Raw genomic sequence first — 20,270 nt, forward strand, 5'->3', positions numbered from 1 at the left:
CTTTTATATCTAAATATTGTCTCTACATTCCTTTTCAAGGATTTTCTGAGGATGATTCTGAGTAAGATTTTGTGGGACCGCCTAATTCATCTAAAGTATTCATTAATAAGTCATCTTCTGGGATATAGTCTCTGTGTTGGGAATTTACCAAATCGTCAAGAGCTTTAATAGCTTTAAGAGCTTCAAGATCCTTAAGAGCTTCTGATGCAGACTGATATCGCTCTTTGAAGTCATCCAGCACCATTTTACTGAGAATATTAGCTAGGGATTGGCTCACCTGAGTGCGAGCGCTCCATTTGATTTCTCCATCAGCATCTCTATCTAGCTCACGGGGTGCTACACCAGTCAAGGCTTTAATCCCAACCATGCCAACTGCATAGATATCACTACTGTACTGTGGACGCCCAAAACATTGTTCGCTTGGTGCGTAACCCTGAGTACCAATACCAATGGTGAAAGGGGTTGACTCTTGACTATCAAGCTGTTTGATGCCAACTTCCTTGACGGCTCCAAAGTCAATTAACACTAGTTTTCCGTCTGAGTGTCGTCGGATGATATTACTGGGTTTAATATCCCGATGAATCACGTGGTTGTCATGGACAAATGTTAATGTTTGCAATAAGTCCCTGATAATTTTGAGCGCTGCAATTTCTTCAATTGCTCTACCTGCTAAAAGTTCTTGATTTAAAGGATGACCAATTATCTGTTCTTGCACTAAATAAAATTCTTCATCTTCTTCAAAATAGGCCAAAAGTTGAGGAATTTGAGCGTGCCTTCCCAATTTTTCTAGTGTTTGTGCTTCTGAGTTAAATAAACGTCTGGCAAGTTGCAATCCTTCCGGTTTGGTGTTGGCTGGTTTTAATTGTTTGACAACACATCGCGGATTACCAGGACGTTGAGTATCTTCGGCAATGTAGGTTTCACTAAATCCACCGGAACCGAGAACTTTGACAATTTTGTAGCGTCTAGCCAAAACTTTTCCTGATAAGGCTAAATCTCGTTGCTGGATTAGGTGTTGGAAGTCATCTTGTTGGCTGATAATCTCTTGGACAACGGGTGAAGTTTTATACTTCTGAAAAATGTCTACTAATTGGCGTTTTCTGATGCTTTCTCTGATGACTGAGGTTGCCAAATAGCAAATTCCGGTCATGGCGATCGCGATCGTTGGTACACTAGTGGGAAAAATTAACTGACCATAGATAAATAACCCATAGCTAATTACTCCCCAAGCGCCAGAAAGGCCGAGGCTATAGAAAAATCTATGGATGCTACGCTTGCGTCTGCTAATCATCAAGGCTGAACTGCCCACTAGCATTAACACAAACAAACCCTGCAATGGTGGACTCTTAATTCCTGGGGCGATCGCTTTCCCTGACATCAAAGTTGCGATCGCATTGGCGTGAATTTCCACCCCCGACATCGGTTCAGTGCTATTACTACCAGCTACTGGATAATAATCATTATGTAACTTATCTGTTGCACCAATCAGCACGATCTTGTTTTTGAACACCTTTCCCTGCTGCAAATAGGTGTTCCAGTTTTCCGGGTCGAGTACGTGCCAAAAAGGTTTTTGCTCAAATGTACCCGCAGACCCCCAAAAATAAATGCGATCGCCCTTTGGTCGAGGATAATTTACTTGTGCTGCCTTCAGGGCTGCTTCATCAAAAGAGAGTCGCTTTTTGGTAAATAAATTATCTTCACCTAATAACTTGGGAAACTCACTCGCTAATCGATGAACTTTTCCATCTACTTCTAAAGGAAAATTAACTGAGCCAATGGATACTGACCCTGTACGAAACATTTGTTGTGGGTCTGTCAGTTGCGTAAAAGACCCTTGGTGCGTCTGGGAATTTTCGTAGACGGCTGCTAAGGCAACTTTATTACCATATTTTTGCAATACTGCCTGAAATTGGCGATCGTCTGTAACTCCATAGCTGCTCACTGTATCAAAAACTACATCTAGTGCTACAGCGCGGGCACCTGCTTCGATTAATTTTGTGATTACCTGAGAGTATGCAGCCCGTTTAAAAGGATAAGATTTCAGCGTTTCTAAGTAGGCATACTGTTTCGGATCTGTTTTATAGTACTGTTCGGGAACTGATATTGATTGATCGTCTATTGCTAAAATCACAATGTCTTCTGGAGGCACAATCGGCCCACGCAGTTGAAAAAAGCCAGAAAGCACCTGATTTTCCATCAATTGAACCAATTCCCCACCAGAAGCGCTCAATAGTGCGCCCCCAATTGCCCAAGTACCTGCCAGTAGATGACCTAAGCGAACCATCCATCGGGAGTGGCGAGCAGATGCTGTTGAAGTCACTTTTGTTGGTTTACTTGACAGTCTATTGGCAGTAGAGACATAGTTTTTAGTTAAGGTAGATGTAGGTTCTTCTGCCATATCGTGTTACTGATTGATTTTAGTCCAAGACTTTTATTTATTCAGACCGCGTTTTAGTGTAAGCACATTGAAATAAGACTTAAATGATAATCTTATACATTTGTAAAGTATCTTCTATTCATCAACAAACTTTTATTGGCAGAGCCAGCCCCCAATAAATTCTTACTCAAGCACTACTTAATTTATGCTTTTTCTGTTGAATGAGTTACAAGTAGTGATTGTCTCATAGATCGGAGCCGGATATACTCTCCCTGTGAATTTGGTTGTGGCAAGATTTTACCCTCACCTAACCAACAACTACGTTACTAACTGGGTGCTGTACCAGAAGCAGTCCCAAGGCTGTCTTCTGTCCCTGATGCAATGTTGGTAATCTCCAGAAAACGTGTTCTGATACTGACAGCTTTACCGAAAGATAGGCATTAATTTATATCTTACCTTAAGCCTATGTTATACCTCTTTAGGAGTAAACTTTAGTGTTATGCAGCGATGAATGCTGTTACTGGGTCAATTTTATGGGTAGATTTTGATCGTCGAGTGGCTCTTGTAGTGCTGGAGGTGAATCAGGTTAACACCCAGGATCTCAACTTCAATATTGCAGGCGTTTTTATGTCTTGAAAGAGGTAGGATAAAAGCTATAGATAAAGAACTACTTTATAGATATTAGCAAACAAGGCATTTGAAAATTGCTATAATCTATTGTTCCATCTAAATTCATATATATTATTAGGTGTAAATTTGTATGGGTTCTCCAATGAATCGTCTGTCTATTTTTGTAGATGGAAACAATATGTTCTATGCTCAACAAAAAAATGGCTGGTTTTTTGACCCGCGGCGAGTCTTAGAATACTTCAAACATGAGCAATCAGAAACAACATTAATTAATGCCTTCTGGTACACTGGCTTAAAAGATCCACAAGATCAGCGAGGTTTTAGAGATGCTCTAATTAGTCTAGGATATACAGTACGAACTAAAATTCTGAAAGAATATTATGATGATACGTCAGGTCGTTACTCGCAAAAAGCGAATTTAGATATTGAAATTGTTGTAGATATGTTTAATACAGTAGATCAGTACGACCGAGTAGTATTATTCAGTGGCGATGGAGATTTTGAAAGAGCAATCGAACTATTACGCTCAAAAAATACACATATTACGGTAGTCTCGACAGAAGGAATGATTGCTAGAGAACTACGCAATGCTACTGATAGATATATAGATTTAAATGATATCAGAGATCAAATAGAGAAAACTGAAGGTTAGTAGCTTTAACAATTATTTACAAAAATAAGAGTAAAAGAAAAACTAGGGTTGAAGATATATTAAGCCACAAGTAAACACTAAACACCAAACGGCAAATGACAAACAAAACAGATCGAATCATTATTTTTGATACAACATTGCGAGATGGAGAGCAGTGTCCGGGAGCGACTTTGAATATAGACGAAAAGCTAGTTATTGCCAAGCAATTAGCGCGTCTAGGTGTAGATGTAATTGAAGCAGGCTTTGCCTTTGCCAGTCCTGGAGATTTTGAAGCAGTCAAGAAAATTGCTCAAATTGTCGGGACAGAAAATGGCCCGGTAGTTTGTAGTTTAGCAAGAGCCATTAAAGCAGATATTGAAGCGGCTGCTGAAGCATTAAAACCAGCAGTTAATGCCAGAATTCACACATTTATTTCGACTTCTGATATTCATTTAGAGTATCAATTGCGAAAGTCACGGGCAGAAGTGCTAGCGATCGCCGAAGAAATGGTAGCTTATGCCAAGTCCTTCATGACAGATGTCGAATTTTCGCCGATGGATGCGGCTCGTTCCGATCCAGAATTTTTGTACCAAGTATTAGAGCGAACGATCGCAGCTGGTGCAACAACAGTTAACATTCCCGATACTGTAGGTTACACAACCCCTAGCGAATTTGGAGCAATGATTAAGGGCATTATCGAAAATGTCCCCAACATTGACCAAGCGATTATTTCCGTTCACGGTCATAATGATTTAGGCTTGGCAGTTGCTAACTTTTTAGAAGCTGTGAAAAATGGCGCACGGCAACTAGAATGTACAATCAATGGCATTGGCGAACGCGCCGGAAATGCCTCACTAGAAGAATTGGTAATGGCGTTGCACGTGCGGCGGCAATATTTTAACCCTTATCTCGGCAGACCAGAAAATTCTCAAGAATCCCTGACAAATATCGACACCCGACAAATTTATAAAACCTCACGCTTAGTTTCTAATTTGACGGGAATGTTGGTACAACCAAATAAAGCGATCGTGGGAGCGAATGCTTTTGCTCATGAATCTGGAATTCACCAAGATGGTGTTTTAAAGAACAAGCTCACTTACGAAATTATGGATGCCCAATTGATTGGCTTAACAGACAATCAAATAGTTTTGGGCAAACATTCAGGTAGAAATGCTTTCCGCACCCGATTAAAAGAATTGGGCTTTGAACTGTCAGATACTGAGTTAAATAAAGCCTTCGTTAGATTCAAAGAAGTAGCAGATAAAAAGAAAGATATTTCTGATTGGGATTTGGAAGCGATCGTTAACGATGAAATCCAACAAGCACCCGATTTGTTCCGGGTAGAGTTGGTGCAAGTTTCCTGTGGTAGCAACGCCCGTCCTACTGCTACAGTTACCCTGCGTACCCCAGAAGGTGAAGAATTAACTGATGCTGCGATCGGTACTGGGCCCGTGGATGCAGTTTACAAAGCCATCAACCGTGTGGTGAATGTGCCCAACCAATTGATTGAGTTTTCTGTGCAGTCAGTAACAGGCGGTATTGATGCCCTTGGCGAAGTGACGATTCGTTTACGTTATGAATCTAAAGTGTTTTCTGGTCATGCAGCGAACACAGATATCATCGTGGCATCCGCACAAGCTTATGTAAATGCGTTGAATAGGTTGTATGCATCTTTGCAAACTCAAGAAAAGCCAGAGGAAGTCACTGTACAGAAAGTCTGAGATCGGAATCTGTGAAACTGCTAGTTTTTAGCTGATGCTAACAAACTCCTCTCCAACTTTGGGGAGGAGTTATTTGTGAGTTCTAAAAATTTGTTAGAAATTATGCTGACAGAAAAACATATCATTATTAGAGAAGGCACAATCAAAGAAGACTCACTGATTGCAAAACACTTTTACCAAATGTGGCTAGATATTGGTGTTGATGAGAGTAATATTATTCTGGAGTCGCAGAATATTACCCTCCAATTTATAGAAGAAGCGCGTCGAGATTTATTTTATAAGGCTTTTATTGCAGAGATTGATAATACAGTTGTGGGTTCTGTAAGTTGTCAACTGTTCGCAGGTTTATACCCGAATATTTTCAAAGATGAATACCGCAAATTTGGATATATTTGGGGCGTTTATGTTGAAGAGTCTTACCGCAGACAAGGCATTGCCAAATCCTTAACTAATAGAGCAATTGAATATTTAAAAGCGATCGGTTGCACGCGAGTAGTTCTTAATGCCTCGCCATCAGGTAAACCAGTTTACTCCAGCCTCGGTTTTTCTGAAGGGAATGTAATGCAATTAGATTTGATTTAAGTACAGCAATTTTTTGCCTTGTAGTTAAGTTTCTAGCTGAAGAAGGTTCTGTGGTTGCTTGTGTTCGCATTTGTGCAATATTGATTTAATTATGAATATTGTTTAATTTTTTGGATTTTTCGATTTACTTGATAAGCATAAAACTTTATTCTGAAAAACGATGTTTATAACCAGTTAGCTTGTATGAGTAGCGAGAAAACAACAGAATTGCCACTCTGGGTACAAGATAGAGATATAGTCATTGCTCATGATGAAGAAGTACAGTGGCGAGAAGGAAAACGTCCAGATTATTCATATACCAATGAATTTCTTCATCAAGAGAGTAAATTTCAGCATCCAGAAGGTTCTTTAGAAGCGATCGCTCAAAATTTAGTCCGAAATTTTGAGATGGAAGCTTCTAATAAATCTAATCCTCAACAGTGGCTTTCGATTGTTAGCGATAAGTTTAAGATGAGTACCAATGGCGGACAACAATTCACTGCTCAGGATGTTGCAACCGAAGGTACTTATAACCTGTTTTTGGGTAAAACTGAGCAATATGACTCTGAAACAGAAACCTTTGAATCTTCATTTCAAGTTTTTCATACAGCCTTTCCTAATGGCTTTCTTTGGGAATTAACAGAAGTCCTTTCGGGTCCGCCTAATGTTACCTTTAAGTGGCGACATTGGGGAACATTTAATGGTTCCTATAAGGACTATGCACCCACAGGTGAAACAATCGAAATCGTCGGAGTTAGTATTGCTCGTGTGACTGATGATTTGAAGATTGAGTCTTTAGAGCATTATTTTGATAATAATGTCTTTCTTGAGAAATTAACGGCAGGTGGTTGTCCTTTTCATTCTCAAAATCAGAATAATCAATAATTTTGATTGAGTTATAAGTCTATCAAATAGCACGCTCATCGGCGCTCTTAGCAAACAGCAGTGAGTGCCGATTGAGTGATTATAATCATCGAAAGTCTGCAATAGAAGGGAATGCGGAGAAATTTTAATAAATTGAAAAATGTCGTTTATGGTATTGGTGTTTGCACAGTAGTAGCTGGTGTATTGACTGAAGGTGTAAATCCAGCCAGTTTACCCGATTTCTGGGGTACAAAATCCGTTTCTTTGCTACCTTGAACCTCAGATAAGTAGCAATCTCGCACTGCCAACAACAAGCCTTTGATGGCATCTGGTGCGCCTGTTTTAACTAAATCGTCTGCCTTTTTGAAAAAATGCGATCGCCATTTGCCATCGTTATTGCCATACAATTCTATTAAATACCAACCTGCAAGATACTCAGCTAAAGGGTCAAGACAGAAACGGATTCTGTCTTTGGCAGAACCGATAGTTTGAATTAGGTGTAGGCGCTTTTCCAGATAATTGAGGTGTGCTTCCGGGTCATCAATACCCAAAGCTGCTAATGCAGCAAGTGCATCTGCACGCTTGGCGGTTCCTGGTTGATAACTTTGCTGCAAGCATTCCCAGGCGATGGTTTTGGCAATTTGATGCACAGTGCGGTCATCAAATTGATTGTCTGTAACATCACGATTGAGTTCATTGATATAACCCAGCATCAAATTAGGAATATTCTCTGGCAACGCAGAAATATTAGATGTAACGTCTTTACTGGCGATTAACTGTTCAGCATAAAGTTTAGCCAGCAAGACAGTAATATTATTTTGACCAACCATCAAAGAAAGACGGTTACAAGCGTCAAAAAATTCCTGGTCAGTAAAGCGATCGCGTTTACCTCGCTGCATGAGATAAGCTTCCATAAAGGACGATAGTTTATTCGCCTCAATCCGCAGAGGTTTAATTATCGTCTTATTAACCCGCCCCAGCTTTTCCTCAATTCGGGAAGTAATCACCAACGCATTCACCGGAAACTCTGGCGACTCCGGCTCAATTGCTTCTCGTGTAGTGGCATTCATTTCTGAGAAACGGTCTACAATTACTAGAATGCGTTTCTTTCTTAACAAACGTAACAGTAATTCTTGGCAAATCGGCTCTGGTTCATCAATTAAAGCTTGCAACTGTCCTCTGATGGCTTCTAAAAGTGGCGATTTACCTTCAGTTACCCGAAATTCTTCTTCTAAAAGCACAGGTAACATCAAATGTTTGCAGAGTTGTTGGTCTTCAGACTCAGCCATTGCCCACCCAGCGATTCGACACGCTAAACTGGTTTTACCTACACCCCCTTCCCCGCCAATTACTAGGCAGCTACGTTGTTTCTCAAAAGTTGAGCGCAAATTCTCATTCATCAGTTGGGGAACTGTTGTACCATCCAGAACAACGGGAATGGGAATGTAACAAGCGCGACTGCTAACTGTATCCTTTTTGGGAAATTGTTCGCGGGCTGCTTTGATATATTTAGCTACCCACGCATCTAATACTCTGGGATGGTAATGAAACCAGCCAACAAATAGCACATATCGCAGAGGTACATTAACGCTGATAAATGGGAGAGAAAAATCTGTGTAGGGTTTGAGGGCGTTGTTAATTTTTAATAACCATAAAGGGGCTACCCGCAAGAGAATTAACCAAATGGAAGGCAATAAGATAACGTAAGCGGCAATTCCCAAGAGTAATTTATGCTTAAATACCGATTCCAAAACTCTATCAAAGAGTCGAGTTTCTTTTTCTGCTTTCAGGGCATTGAGAGGGCGACGTATTAGCTTAATGTCCGTCTCTGTGAATTTATCTTTGTATTTTTGTATAGTTGCCAATACCTCTTCAAAGTCTGAGATGACTTTCTGCAACTTGGAGGTAGGTAAAGCATTTGCCTTGTCCTGAAAGCCTGCCGCTATTCCTCCTAAACCTTTGATAGCACCTAAACGCACGTAAAACTGGCTATCATTCAACAGGGCAATTAAATTCGGGACAGAAGATACTGCTTCTGTACCCATTGCACCCAGAGCGTAGGCAGAATTGTAACGTACAGTGGGGTTCTTATCTTTTAAGGCAGCAGTTAATACTGGGACAGCTACTTTCGCTTCTACACCAATTTTTCTGAGCGCAGAAGGAACATAAATGCGAACGAATTGCTCCTTGTCTTGTAATGCCGCCATCAACGATGGAACTGCTGCTTTGGCTGCTGTACCAATATTTCCTAAAGCTAAGGTGGCGTACAAGCGGACTTGTCCATCTTCATCCTGCAATGCGGCACTTAAGGCAGAAACTGCTGGTGCTGCTTCTGCACCCAAATCTCCTAAAACCGAAGCGGCGTGCCAGCGAAGATTAATATCCTGATTTTTCAAAGCCTCAATCAGAGACGGTACTGCTGGGGAACCGATATTAACTAATGCATCTGCTGCAAGGCTTCTGATGTGGGCATCGTTATCTATCAGCTTCTCAATCAGGGGAGCAATTTTGCTGTCAGTAGTGATTTGCGCCCAACTATTGCTTGTGCATAGTAGGAACAGTGTCAGGCATAAGACAACCACCTTGAGCGCACTAAGTAATACTTGTCTGGTATGCTTTGTCATTGAATCGGATTGAATCACCCGATGAACAACTCCAGTCAGAGAAACTATACCTAAGATTGTAATCTAACTGTCAATGTGGGTTAGCGATGTCTACGACGGGCTACGCCTACGCACTGATTTGCCCCCGCTTTGCTCAAGCTTGGTTAGCATGATTTTCTCTCGTTCTGTCAATGCTGTTAGAATCTAGATAAAAATATTAATTCTATAAAGCTAGAAAATATGTACATCCAAATTAAACCAGAACTAGAGCAATTTATTCAGGCACAGCTTGCAAGTGGTAGATTTTCTAATGCAGATGATGTCATCAATGAAGCCTTTAAACTGTTACAAGAAAGAGAGCAGCGACTTGAAGATTTACGGCAAAGAATTTCTGTAGGAACTGAACAAATTGCTAAGGGACAAGTAACTGACGGCGAAGTTGTATTTGCCAGATTACAAGAAAAAATTCGTCTAATTGCTGAGGAGTCCTCTGAATGAGTAATTATTCATTTTCAGATGCAGCAATTCAAGATTTAGATGAAATTTGTGAATATATTGCTCGGAGTAGCCCAAAAGCAGCCAGTAAACTTTTTGATGACATTCGCTCCAAATGTAAATTAGTAGCGAGTTTCCCTAATATGGGAAAAAGCTATGGAAGGCTTGTTGAGAAGTTGAAAGATTATTCATTAGGAACTAATGTTCATGTTCTAGAGAATGATTTAGTTACTATTGAGGGTGTAAATTTTTTAGGTTGTACCTTATGGACTGATTTTAAACTCTTTGGTGAACCACGTATGGCAGGTGTAGAAGCCAGTCAAGTCATGAACGATTACAAGAAAATTAGATTAAGTCCTCAATACTCAAAGTTAAGAACTATTGACACGGCCCTAATTTGTAAAAAATCAGTTAATTGGTTAAAAAATACATTATATGGCTTGTCTGGTAAAAATGTAATTATCAGTCATCATGCTCCTAGTGCAAATTCTATACCTTTTCAATATCAAGAAGATATTTTAAGTGCTGCTTATGCTTCAAACCTTGATACTTTAGTTGAGGAGTCTGGAGCATTATTATGGATTCATGGCCACATTCACAATCAATTAGATTATCAAATCGGTTTGACTCGCGTTATTTGTAATCCGCGTGGTTATCCAGATGAACCAAATAATTACTTTAATCCAGGATTATCAGTAGAGATTTAATAAAAATAGCAATCCGATTTGATTTTTTAAAAAATCTAAGCGTAACCTCCAGATAACGCTGCAACGTCTCTAATTCACTGTTACCAGTAATTAAAAAATAATAACTATCAATACTGTTCGGTTAAGCCAAGAGACGCGATTTATCGCGTCTCTGTGATGAGTTATCGCATCTTTAGCAATCTAAAATTTTCATCAAAAAACCTTAACCGAACCGTATTGTAATAACTATAATTCATTCTTGCGGTCAGCGAGTTGCAACCTAAGATGATGAAATTACTGAACCATTAGCTGGATAACAGAGGCTATATTCAGCATTCAAGGATATGGGTGCATCTATCATTGATTATGAATCAGCCTACAACAAAATCTTGGCAAGAAGTTCGCGCTGCTTTCAAACAAATCTGGGGTTATGAAGATTTCCGTCCACCACAGGGAGAAATTGTTAGCAGTTTATTGGGACAAAAAGATGCGCTGATTATTATGCCCACAGGTGGCGGGAAGTCGATTTGTTTTCAACTTCCTGCACTGCTACAAACAGGATTAACTTTGGTAGTTTCGCCCTTGGTGGCATTGATGGAAAATCAAGTTCAGGAACTACTACAAAGCCACCAAAAAGCAGCACTTTTACATAGTGAATTACCTTCATCTCAACGCCGTGCAACTCTGCAAGCTTTAGAACGCCAACAGCTAAGATTACTTTATTTATCGCCCGAAACTTTGCTCAGTGTCCCAGTGTGGGAAAGATTATGCCACCCGCAACTGCAAATTAATGGTTTGATTTTAGATGAAGCTCATTGTTTAGTGCAGTGGGGTGATAGTTTTCGCCCAGCTTATCGCAGATTAGGGGCGGTGCGTCCGGCATTGCTCAAATCAAAACCACCAGGAACAAAAATCAGCATCGCCGCTTTTACCGCTACTGCTGACCCCTCAGCCCAAAAAATTATTCAAACAGTTTTACAATTACAGCAACCAGAGATTTTCCGCTTGAATCCTTACCGTCCGAACTTGCATCCCAGCGTTCGCATCGCTTGGACACCACGAGGTAGGAAACAACAATTATTAAAATTTATTCAAAATAGACCGCAACAATCGGGATTAGTTTATGTTCGCACTCGGAGAGATAGCGAAGATTTAGCCCAATGGTTAGCAGAGATGGGTTACGCCACAGCTAGCTATCATGCAGGATTAGGTGCAACAGAACGCCGTGAAGTAGAAGCAAGCTGGTTAAGTGGCAAAATTCCCTTTGTTGTGTGTACCTGTGCGTTTGGTATGGGGATAAATAAAAGCGACGTTCGCTGGGTAGCACATTTTCACGCGCCGCATCTGCTATCTGAATATGTGCAAGAAATTGGCCGCGCTGGAAGGGATGGGAAACCAGCAGAAGCGTTGACATTGGTGAGTGAACCTACAGGGTGGTTAGATTCAGGGGATAAGCAAAGACAGGATTTTTTTCAAGAACAAATGCGATCGCAACAACAAATAGCGCAGCAACTTGTGAAAAAATTACCAAAGCAGGGAGAAGTGAATGCAGTAACTCGACAATTTCCCGAAGGTGCAACGGCGCTAGCTTTACTCCATAGCAACGGTCAGCTAAACTGGCTTGATCCTTTCCATTACACCATTGGGCAAAAAGCGCGAAATCAGCCACCGACGCAATTACATGCTGTTAAACAGATGCAGCAATACCTAACAACTAAGCAGTGTCGTTGGCAGTTTTTGTTAAATGCCTTTGGTTTTGGCAAAGAAGCAGCTAACCTGCGTTGCGGACATTGCGATAATTGTTGTTAGAAAGGCGACCTCCTCTTTGTCTGTTATCTGACAAGTCTGACATTTTTCTGATATATTTTGTTTAGTAGCTGACATTGTTAAATGTAATCAGCTAACTTAAACATAAAATCAAGCTCTGAGCTTTAGAGGTCAGATCATGCCTGATGGAGATAAATATCACAGTAAGCTTTCGTGGCATTATCAGGAGGCTTACCGAGAAATCTGTGAAAGAAAGTCTGACCGCAGCGAAGTTGTATGGACTTTGACAAAGGCGCTTTTAGGAAATATCAAGAAAAACTATGGCGATCAGCCCGTTAAATATGCCAAGCAGGTAGGAGCAATGTTGCAAGGGGCTATCGAAAATTCTGGTAATACTGGTAATAATAGCTCTGTGGATTGGGCTACTTTAAGTAAGGAGATTGATCGGCAGGTACAACAAGCCAAACTTAAATATTATGAGAAAGGACTACTCCTTCGTGCTGGTAAAGGTATACTCCAAGAGTTTCGCTATCACCAGAGAATAGACACCAGCAATTTGCCAGAAGTTATCGTCAGGCAGTTATTCGTAGAAATTTATAAGTCAAATTTTGAGGAACGTATTCCTCTGACCTTTGATCATTATGCTGGTCTCGATCGCATTACCGTTATGGAATGTGTCGAGGCAATCAATCCAGATATTTTGGCTGAGATCGGCAAATGGGCGAAGAAGGCTACTCTGGATGAAAATGTAAAAAAGCTGCGACGTTCTCCACGCCAGAAGGTGAAAGAGATAGACCTTGAGGAGAATCTGCTATGAACTATGAATCTTCAACTAGGCAGAAACTTCAAGATAGCGATCGCAGCACTTACACCTTAGAATTCAGCCCTGTATCAAACAGTAACGGATCTGTACGCTTCATTGATAGCTCTCTAGGTAAAGAACGAACTGTTGGCATTAATGTAGATGATTCGGTGTTTGAAAATCGATATCAGGCAAAGTTTCCAGCCATTATTGCTGATATTATTGACCTGGCCGTAGCAATTCACGCATCAGACCGACTCGCGCCCCAAAATTTGAACAATAAGGAGCGTCACCTTCATGTTGTATTGCCAGTACGTCATCCAGAATCGCTGAGTGCTGAACCATTCCAAACTAAGTTGAAAGAACTACTCGAATGGGCAACTGGAAGCCAATGGGTTTTTGAGTTCCAAAAACGGGAAGTACTAGTACGCCCTGTTGAACAGCAATTACTTGTTGCAACTCAACCTAGAGGATATGAAGTGGCACTTTGGAGTGGTGGGCTAGATGCTCTTGCAGGTCTATACACTCGTCTCAAGATGTATCCAGAAAAACGGTTTGCGTTGTTTGGAGTTGGCAACAACTCTAATGTCTATGACCTTCAAAAAAAGGTAGCAAAAGAAGTCGAATCTATGTTCCCCAGACGTTGCGCTCCTTTACGTTTGCGAATCAATTGGCAGGAAAATTGTCCACAGCAAGAGAAAAGGAAAAAGAACAAGTTTTCTCGTGCGCGAGGTGTTGTGTTCACACTACTTGGTGCTGCATGTGCGTATCTTATGGGTCAACGGATTCTCTGTGTTTATGAGAATGGCATGGGGGCGATTAACCTTTTTTACCGCGCATCTGCTGTAGGACTCGATCACACCCGATCCGTTCACCCACTAACTTTGCTGATGGTAGGTGACGTTGTTTCAGAACTTTTAGGAGAAAAATTCCAGGTACAGAACCCATTTCTGTGCTGGACTAAAGCTCAAATGTGCAAAGCATTGGCTGAAGATGGAAGAAACGACCTAGCATCGCTAACCATATCATGCGACAGTAAACACCGTAAGTCTCAGCAGCCAACACAGTGTGGTTACTGCTCCTCGTGTCTTTTGAGGCGACAAGCCCTTGCCGCAGCTAACATAGAAGATAAAACTCCTTACATAGTCCTTCATGAAAAACGCCCAGATAAGGATCGGAGCAAGGCTTTCCTGAATATGCATGAGCAAGTCCGCATCCTCAAGAACCTGCTCGGTATCTCAGGTGAAACTAGCGATCGCTGGGAAGCTTTGACCAGAAGGTTTTCAGATTTGGAAGATATTGTCGATCGAACTGCTGCTGCTGAAAACCTATTACCCGTGGATATGCAAAGTCAGCTGATTCAGCTTTATCAAACTTACGTTGCTGAATGGGATACTGTGGAATCCCGAATTTCACGCGGCCTTTTGAATAATGCTTAGTCACAGCTCATCACGCTTGAGGGAAAATATTATGACTACCAATATCCTAGACAATATAGACCCGCGGACATTGGGGGAACTTCTGGAACAAGCGCGTAAAAAGTGCGGCATGACTCAGGCAGATGCAGCGAAGGTCATTGATGTTTCACGTACCACTATGGTGGCGATCGAGAAAGGGGAGCGACGTATTAAGTCAACTGAACTGACTCAGCTTGCTCGTGCCTACGGACGTTCTGTGAGTGATTTTGTTCGACCACGCCCGATTGTGGAACCTTTTGAGGTGCAGTTTCGGGCAGTTTATCAGCGCAGTGAGGAGGAAGAGGCAGAGATTAAACCATTCATTCTTCAGCTAGAGGAGTTGTGCCAGAACTACCTAGAGCTTGAGAAGATTATGGACGCACCACTGCCACAGAACTATCCTTTGGAATACAAGGTGACGAATATGCCGATAAAGGCTGCTGCCGAGAGCATAGCAGTTGCAGAGCGTCAAAGGCTGGGATTGGGGGACGGTCCTATTCCACGCCTTCGGGACATTCTAGAGCAAGATGTGGGACTTCGCATCTTCTATTTGAAGATGCCACAAAAATACTCAGAAGTGTATAGCTACAACGAACAACTCGGTGGTTGCATGGCAATTAACGCACTTCATCCAGAAGATCGACGACGTTGGTCAATGGCTCATGGATACCTTCATTTTTTGGCACATCGGCGAAAACCTGAGTTTCACTTTGATGAACTTGATAAACAATATCAACGAGTTCCAGAAAGCGAGCAACTAGCAGAAACCTTCTCAAGATATTTCTTAATGCCTACCAGTGGATTGCTTAAACGGTTTCACGATATGTGTCGGACACATAGTGAATTCAAATTCACTCCGACTAATCTCTTTACACTGGCACATTACTATGGTGTTTCTGTACAAGCACTTGTCCGTCGTTTAGAGGAGATGGAACTTCTGCGTTCAGGAACTTGGAATAAGTTGAAAGACCGGGGTTTGAAAGTCAGAACGGTACAAAAGGAACTTGGCTTAGAAGAAATCCCACAGCGTCCTGATATAATGCCACTCCACTATCAGCGGTTGGCGATTGAGGCACTAGATCGAGGACTGATTACTGAAGGGCGTTTTGCGGATTTTTTCAATGTTGACCGCTTAGAAGCCCGTTGTATTGCAGAGAAATTGCGAGAGAAATTGCCAGAGGATTCAAGTGCAATGTTGCAGGAAACCATCGATTTCGACCTGCGCCAGATGCAGGAATAATGGAAGTGAGGACAATTTATGTACATTGCTCACTCCCACGTTCTTCTCGATGCCTGCTGCGTGCTAAATTTTTGTGCCTCGGGTAAATTGCTGGCAATTTTGGAGTCTATTCCTGCTCGGGTTGCAGTTACCCAGGTTGTGCAAGAACGTGAGTTGAGGACACTCCAACGCTTTAAAGATGAAGAAAACGAGGGTGCGATCCAGTTCGAGACAGCTATTGCACAGAATCTACTGACAGTTGTAGGTTTTGAGTCAGAAGAAGAGGTAGAATCATTTGTCAACTACGCTGCAATTCTCAAAGATGATGGCGAGTCTGCGACTTGCGCGATCGCTGTTCATCGAGGATGGGCGATCGCAACTGATGATAAGCGGGCGATCACATTTATTCAGCAGGGGGCATCATACCTTCAGGTTCTATCAACGCCAGATATAATTAAACATTGGTCAGAGGAAGCAGGTGTTGATTCCCCAGCACTACGCGATGTGCTTAATGCAATTCGGGTCAAAGGGCGGTATTCACCGGATAAAAACCATCCTCTGCGAAGTTGGTGGGAAGATGCTTCAACCGATGTTGATCGGTGATGTTTTAGATTTGTTCTTTAAGGGATAACGTACAATTTGAGAAAAAATTTACAGTCAGTAAATCTGCTAGGTGCAGAAACCCTTGTAAATAAAAGCTTTGAACAAATGCAATCCAATTGTATTGATAATGTCTCAGTACAAAACGTAGATAAAAAGGATAAAAAATCTAGAGCGAGAAAATGCTGAAAATCTTGTTTAGATTTTGTTTCAGTGGCTGCTCTATTTGCTTAACATACAAAGAATCTGTTTCGGCACAGTTTCGCCATAGGTTCATCCTATTGGATGAATTGTCATTTTCACCACCAAGTGACAATAGGGTAGTCAAGTAGAGGATAAAAATATGTCATCTGCTCAAGCGCCCTCCCTACCACCGTTGATTCCGCGCGAAATTCTGTTTGGGAATCCTGAAAAAACTAGCCCACAACTCTCCCCTGATGGCAAGTACTTGGCATATATCGCCCCTGATGAGAAAAATGTCTTGCAGGTATGGTTGCGAACTATAGGACAAGAAGACGACCAGATACTAACTGCCGACAAAAAGCGCGGTATCCGCATTTTCTTCTGGACTTATAACGCCGACCAGTTGATTTATATGCAAGACTCGGATGGCGACGAGAACTTTCACCTCCACTTGGTTAATATTCACTCCAAAATTGTGCGTGACTTAACGCCATTCCAGGGTGTGAAAGCAGAACTTGTGGAACTGGAGCCAAAATTTCCAGATGAAGTGCTGGTAGCGTTGAACTTGAACAATCCTCAAAAGTTTGACGTTTACCGCATCAACCTTAAAAATGGTGCGGTTGAGTTCGACACTGATAACCCCGGTAATATTATCAGTTGGACATCTGATGCTGAGTTCCAAATACGTGCAGCAACAGCTAGTACACGCGATGGTGGTTACGACCTCTTATTGCAGAAACCAGATAAACAGTGGGAAATTCTCCGCCACTGGGGGCCAGAAGAGGAAGGGAATTCTGTTAGCTTCTCAGATGATGGCAAAACCCTTTATATTCAAGGGAATCACGATGCTAACGCCAAACGTCTGCTAGCTGTTGACCTAGACACTCGTCAAGAAACCGTCATTGCTGAAGATGAGCAGTATGATGTCGTGGGGATAATCATTCAACCACTGACGCGAGTTATTCAAGCAGTTTCTTTTTACAAAGATAAACAAGAATGGCAGGTAATCGATCGCAGTATCGCCGCAGATTTTGAGGAAATCGCCAAGGTGCGTCCTGGAGAATTCTCCATAATCAGCCGCGACTTGGAAGATAAAACCTGGCTAGTAGCTTATAGAACTGACGATGGGCCAGTTTATTACTATGCCTACAACCGAGAGTCCAAAACTAGCACTTTCCTTTTTAGCAACCAACCCAAACTCGAAGCGTTGCAGTTAGCTTCAATGCAACCGATTTCTTACGAAGCGCGAGATGGCTTAACTATCCACAGTTACCTGACAACGCCTGTAGGAATACCTACGCAGAATCTCCCAACAGTACTACTGGTTCACGGCGGCCCTTGGGCGCGGGATGTTTGGGGTTTCTCTCCCACAGCGCAATGGCTAGCTAACCGGGGTTATGCCGTTCTGCAAGTGAACTTTCGCGGTTCCACTGGCTACGGTAAAGCATTTTTGAATGCTGGAAATCGGGAATGGGCTGGTAAAATGCACGATGACTTGATTGACAGCGTTAACTGGCTGGTGGAACAAGGCATTTCCGATCCGCAAAAGATTGCGATTATGGGCGGTTCTTATGGAGGTTACGCCACTCTGGTAGGATTAACTTTTACACCAGAAATATTTGCGGCTGGCGTAGATATTGTCGGGCCAAGTAACCTAATTACGCTGATAGAAACTATACCGCCTTATTGGGAACCATTGAAGGCAATGCTTTCTCATCGCGTTGGTAATTTAGAGACAGAAGAAGAGTTTCTGAAATCGCGATCGCCTTTATTCTTTGCTGACCGGATTCAAAAGCCTTTACTCATCGGTCAAGGTGCAAACGATCCACGGGTGAAACAATCAGAAAGCGATCAAATTGTCAACGCAATGCAGCAAGCTGGTTTACCAGTACAATATGCACTTTACACAGATGAAGGACATGGTTTTGCCAGACCAGAAAATCGGTTGCACTTTTTTGCGATCGCAGAGGAGTTTCTCCCTAAATACTTAGGTGGAAGATTTGAACCTTTGGCAGATATCCCTGGTCATTCAGGAATAGTTAAATAAAGTCTCAAAATGGTGGTCAGTATTATTCACTGACCACCTGAATATTTTTAATTTGGAAGGATTTATCCATACAACAACTGATTCCTAATTTCATCAGCCGTTAGTGTGTTTACCAGAATGCCAATCCGTTGCGCGACTTCATAAGCGTTTTTCTGAGGCACAACGATAATCCCAAAATGTTCTTTATTCTCGTCTATATACTGGAGATGTAACCGCTCAAAATCGACACGGTTATGTGTCAGAATACATCTGCCTACAGAAGTTGCAAATTCAAGTTGCTCACGGTCAGTTTTGCCGAGGGTTGCTTGTTCCGAAACAGCTGTGATATCCAGACCGCGCGAACGTAACAGTCTAGCAACCAACGCTGACATATCCTCATCGCTGTAAAGTGCAGCAAAAACCGTCACGATGTCCCCAATATAGCTTTTAAAGATGGATGTATTAATTCATCGGGTACTCGGTTTCGCTCAATGTATTCATTAATCTCTGCCTGATGATCGAGATAAAAACTTAAGGCATCAAACACTTGTGCCAGCGTCAAATGTGGCAAATGGTTCAGGATTTCTTCTGGCATAATCCCCAATCGCCACAAACCGACAATGGCACGAACAGATGTCCGAGTACCTATAATAATTGGCTCTCCACTCAAAATTTCAGGGTTGCGGGTAACGTAGCGCGAGGAGGTTTCAGCAAACATAGAACGAATCACTCAGCATAACTGGCGTTGCCTTTAGTTTACCAATAGTTTTGGTCAGCAGCAGGCTGGTTTGGCAGAATAGAAAATGGTTTGAGCGAGGGATGCGATCGCAGAATAATTTCTCGCCAAATACTAGTATTAACAAGTTAAATTAAATAGCCAAAGTTCAGAATCTACCAGAGGGGCCACTAGTAGAGCTTGGCGGAATAACTAAAGGAGTCTTACTTCCATAAAAAGTAACGCCATTATCCTTTAGCAGAGAAAACCAAGGATCTTTTGATACGTAATCGACTCCTTTAGATAAATGTCCTTGTAGATTAGCTTCATAACAAAGGAGCCATTGCTCACCATAAAGTTCATCTTCATTTAAAAATTGTTCCCATGTACTTGTATCTAAACTTTCTTTAATCTGTCCTTGCTTACGTGCATTTAAAGCTAAAATTGCTACTATAGAATCTTCCATTTTAGAAATAGACTCTGTAGCTAGCTTATTAATTGATAAGTCAAAAACCATTGCTGACCAAATAGCCCAAGCTACTTCACTGCTATGTCCAAGTATCGCATTTCTGTATATTTGAAAGTTAATAACTTCTTCAAGCAAGGATAAGTTAATATTATATTTATTTACCTTTTTCTCTTGAATTATTGAAAGAGAATCACGTAAAGTACTAGGCTCAATAGTAATTGATTGTAAAAGAAGACTTTCAAGAAGAGACCAATTATTTATATCAAGGTTGCTAATATTACTAATTCGTGCAACTGCATATTTAAGTACTGGTTCTCCAGGAAATTCATTTCTAAGTTGAAATGCTTTATCAAAATAACGAATAATATCTTGCATTTGTGCAAGCCCATTTTCGCTAAATTTATAGTCATACGAAAAAATAAGTATTTGAGAGCATTCAGAGGCAAAAAATTAAAATTAGGGTG

17 protein-coding genes are annotated in these 20,270 nt (G+C 41.5%); 12 read left to right on the top strand and 5 right to left on the bottom strand.

Translation table 11 applies throughout. The features are described 5' to 3' along the window. Positions 1-34: 34 nt before the first annotated feature. The gene (locus HWQ42_RS12845) at positions 35-2,398 is read right to left on the bottom strand and encodes a CHASE2 domain-containing serine/threonine-protein kinase (protein ID WP_292812495.1); all 2,364 of its coding nucleotides are present in this window, start codon (positions 2,396-2,398) and stop codon (positions 35-37) included. 739 nt (positions 2,399-3,137) lie between these two features. Between HWQ42_RS12845 and HWQ42_RS12850 the strand changes: the two genes are divergently transcribed. The 4 genes from HWQ42_RS12850 (at position 3,138) to HWQ42_RS12865 (ending at position 6,805) form a co-directional block, all read left to right on the top strand. Next, positions 3,138-3,659 (top strand): NYN domain-containing protein, encoded by a 522-nt coding sequence (locus HWQ42_RS12850; protein ID WP_041565194.1) that lies wholly within the window; start codon positions 3,138-3,140, stop codon positions 3,657-3,659. Between the two features lie 95 nt (positions 3,660-3,754). After that, on the top strand, positions 3,755-5,359 hold the full coding sequence (locus tag HWQ42_RS12855) for a 2-isopropylmalate synthase (protein WP_292812497.1): 1,605 nt from the start codon (positions 3,755-3,757) through the stop codon (positions 5,357-5,359). A 102-nt stretch (positions 5,360-5,461) separates the two neighbouring features. Beyond that, a complete protein-coding gene (locus tag HWQ42_RS12860) occupies positions 5,462-5,941 on the top strand; it encodes a GNAT family N-acetyltransferase (protein WP_292812535.1) in 480 nt (159 codons plus the stop codon). Positions 5,942-6,124: 183 nt separating this feature from the next. Further along, positions 6,125-6,805: a SnoaL-like polyketide cyclase gene (locus HWQ42_RS12865; RefSeq protein WP_292812499.1), complete on the top strand. Its 681-nt coding sequence runs from the start codon at positions 6,125-6,127 to the stop codon at positions 6,803-6,805. Positions 6,806-6,951: 146 nt separating this feature from the next. Here the strand turns inward: HWQ42_RS12865 and HWQ42_RS12870 are convergent, their stop codons facing one another. Then, complete coding sequence (locus HWQ42_RS12870) at positions 6,952-9,408, bottom strand: HEAT repeat domain-containing protein (RefSeq protein ID WP_292812502.1); 2,457 nt, start codon at positions 9,406-9,408, stop codon at positions 6,952-6,954. Between the two features lie 219 nt (positions 9,409-9,627). Between HWQ42_RS12870 and HWQ42_RS12875 the strand changes: the two genes are divergently transcribed. From HWQ42_RS12875 to HWQ42_RS12910, 8 genes are all read left to right on the top strand, one after another. After that, positions 9,628-9,885, top strand: coding sequence for a type II toxin-antitoxin system ParD family antitoxin (locus HWQ42_RS12875; protein ID WP_292812504.1), 258 nt, complete (start codon positions 9,628-9,630; stop codon positions 9,883-9,885). Beyond that, positions 9,882-10,589: a type II toxin-antitoxin system RelE/ParE family toxin gene (locus HWQ42_RS12880; protein WP_292812506.1), complete on the top strand. Its 708-nt coding sequence runs from the start codon at positions 9,882-9,884 to the stop codon at positions 10,587-10,589. Before HWQ42_RS12875 ends, HWQ42_RS12880 begins: the two co-directional genes overlap by 4 nt. A 345-nt stretch (positions 10,590-10,934) precedes the next feature. Beyond that, positions 10,935-12,377: an ATP-dependent DNA helicase RecQ gene (locus tag HWQ42_RS12885; RefSeq protein ID WP_292812509.1), complete on the top strand. Its 1,443-nt coding sequence runs from the start codon at positions 10,935-10,937 to the stop codon at positions 12,375-12,377. 136 nt (positions 12,378-12,513) lie between these two features. After that, the gene (locus HWQ42_RS12890; protein ID WP_292812512.1) at positions 12,514-13,152 is read left to right on the top strand and encodes a hypothetical protein; all 639 of its coding nucleotides are present in this window, start codon (positions 12,514-12,516) and stop codon (positions 13,150-13,152) included. Then, entirely contained in the window at positions 13,149-14,576 is a 1,428-nt protein-coding gene (locus HWQ42_RS12895) for a 7-cyano-7-deazaguanine synthase (protein ID WP_292812514.1), read from the top strand. Before HWQ42_RS12890 ends, HWQ42_RS12895 begins: the two co-directional genes overlap by 4 nt. Positions 14,577-14,607: 31 nt before the next feature. Then, positions 14,608-15,834 (top strand): XRE family transcriptional regulator, encoded by a 1,227-nt coding sequence (locus HWQ42_RS12900; protein ID WP_292812516.1) that lies wholly within the window; start codon positions 14,608-14,610, stop codon positions 15,832-15,834. An 18-nt stretch (positions 15,835-15,852) separates the two neighbouring features. Beyond that, positions 15,853-16,416 (top strand): hypothetical protein, encoded by a 564-nt coding sequence (locus HWQ42_RS12905; RefSeq protein WP_292812518.1) that lies wholly within the window; start codon positions 15,853-15,855, stop codon positions 16,414-16,416. Positions 16,417-16,756: 340 nt separating this feature from the next. Further along, positions 16,757-18,643, top strand: coding sequence for a S9 family peptidase (locus tag HWQ42_RS12910; protein ID WP_292812520.1), 1,887 nt, complete (start codon positions 16,757-16,759; stop codon positions 18,641-18,643). Positions 18,644-18,705: 62 nt separating this feature from the next. On the opposite strand, the gene HWQ42_RS12915 is transcribed toward HWQ42_RS12910, so the two are convergent. The 3 genes from HWQ42_RS12915 to HWQ42_RS12925 all read right to left on the bottom strand — a co-directional run bounded on the left by HWQ42_RS12915 (position 18,706) and on the right by HWQ42_RS12925 (position 20,181). Beyond that, on the bottom strand, positions 18,706-19,050 hold the full coding sequence (locus tag HWQ42_RS12915; RefSeq protein ID WP_292812523.1) for a DUF5615 family PIN-like protein: 345 nt from the start codon (positions 19,048-19,050) through the stop codon (positions 18,706-18,708). Beyond that, complete coding sequence (locus tag HWQ42_RS12920) at positions 19,047-19,340, bottom strand: DUF433 domain-containing protein (protein ID WP_292812525.1); 294 nt, start codon at positions 19,338-19,340, stop codon at positions 19,047-19,049. Before HWQ42_RS12920 ends, HWQ42_RS12915 begins: the two co-directional genes overlap by 4 nt. Positions 19,341-19,506: 166 nt before the next feature. Beyond that, positions 19,507-20,181 (bottom strand): hypothetical protein, encoded by a 675-nt coding sequence (locus HWQ42_RS12925; protein ID WP_292812528.1) that lies wholly within the window; start codon positions 20,179-20,181, stop codon positions 19,507-19,509. Positions 20,182-20,270 lie beyond the last annotated feature (89 nt).

Source organism: Nostoc sp. JL23 (genome assembly GCF_017115065.1).
Taxonomy (GTDB): domain Bacteria; phylum Cyanobacteriota; class Cyanobacteriia; order Cyanobacteriales; family Nostocaceae; genus Nostoc; species Nostoc punctiforme_A.

Coding starts and splice junctions, on each gene's coding strand:
- HWQ42_RS12850 (WP_041565194.1), top strand. CDS start 3,138: ATGGGTTCTCCAATGAATCGTCTGTCTATTTTTGTAGATGGAAACAAT.
- HWQ42_RS12865 (WP_292812499.1), top strand. CDS start 6,125: ATGAGTAGCGAGAAAACAACAGAATTGCCACTCTGGGTACAAGATAGA.
- HWQ42_RS12925 (WP_292812528.1), bottom strand. CDS start 20,181: ATGCAAGATATTATTCGTTATTTTGATAAAGCATTTCAACTTAGAAAT.
- HWQ42_RS12920 (WP_292812525.1), bottom strand. CDS start 19,340: ATGTTTGCTGAAACCTCCTCGCGCTACGTTACCCGCAACCCTGAAATT.
- HWQ42_RS12880 (WP_292812506.1), top strand. CDS start 9,882: ATGAGTAATTATTCATTTTCAGATGCAGCAATTCAAGATTTAGATGAA.
- HWQ42_RS12860 (WP_292812535.1), top strand. CDS start 5,462: ATGCTGACAGAAAAACATATCATTATTAGAGAAGGCACAATCAAAGAA.
- HWQ42_RS12890 (WP_292812512.1), top strand. CDS start 12,514: ATGCCTGATGGAGATAAATATCACAGTAAGCTTTCGTGGCATTATCAG.
- HWQ42_RS12875 (WP_292812504.1), top strand. CDS start 9,628: ATGTACATCCAAATTAAACCAGAACTAGAGCAATTTATTCAGGCACAG.
- HWQ42_RS12900 (WP_292812516.1), top strand. CDS start 14,608: ATGACTACCAATATCCTAGACAATATAGACCCGCGGACATTGGGGGAA.
- HWQ42_RS12845 (WP_292812495.1), bottom strand. CDS start 2,398: ATGGCAGAAGAACCTACATCTACCTTAACTAAAAACTATGTCTCTACT.
- HWQ42_RS12885 (WP_292812509.1), top strand. CDS start 10,935: ATGAATCAGCCTACAACAAAATCTTGGCAAGAAGTTCGCGCTGCTTTC.
- HWQ42_RS12870 (WP_292812502.1), bottom strand. CDS start 9,408: ATGACAAAGCATACCAGACAAGTATTACTTAGTGCGCTCAAGGTGGTT.
- HWQ42_RS12910 (WP_292812520.1), top strand. CDS start 16,757: ATGTCATCTGCTCAAGCGCCCTCCCTACCACCGTTGATTCCGCGCGAA.
- HWQ42_RS12895 (WP_292812514.1), top strand. CDS start 13,149: ATGAACTATGAATCTTCAACTAGGCAGAAACTTCAAGATAGCGATCGC.
- HWQ42_RS12855 (WP_292812497.1), top strand. CDS start 3,755: ATGACAAACAAAACAGATCGAATCATTATTTTTGATACAACATTGCGA.
- HWQ42_RS12905 (WP_292812518.1), top strand. CDS start 15,853: ATGTACATTGCTCACTCCCACGTTCTTCTCGATGCCTGCTGCGTGCTA.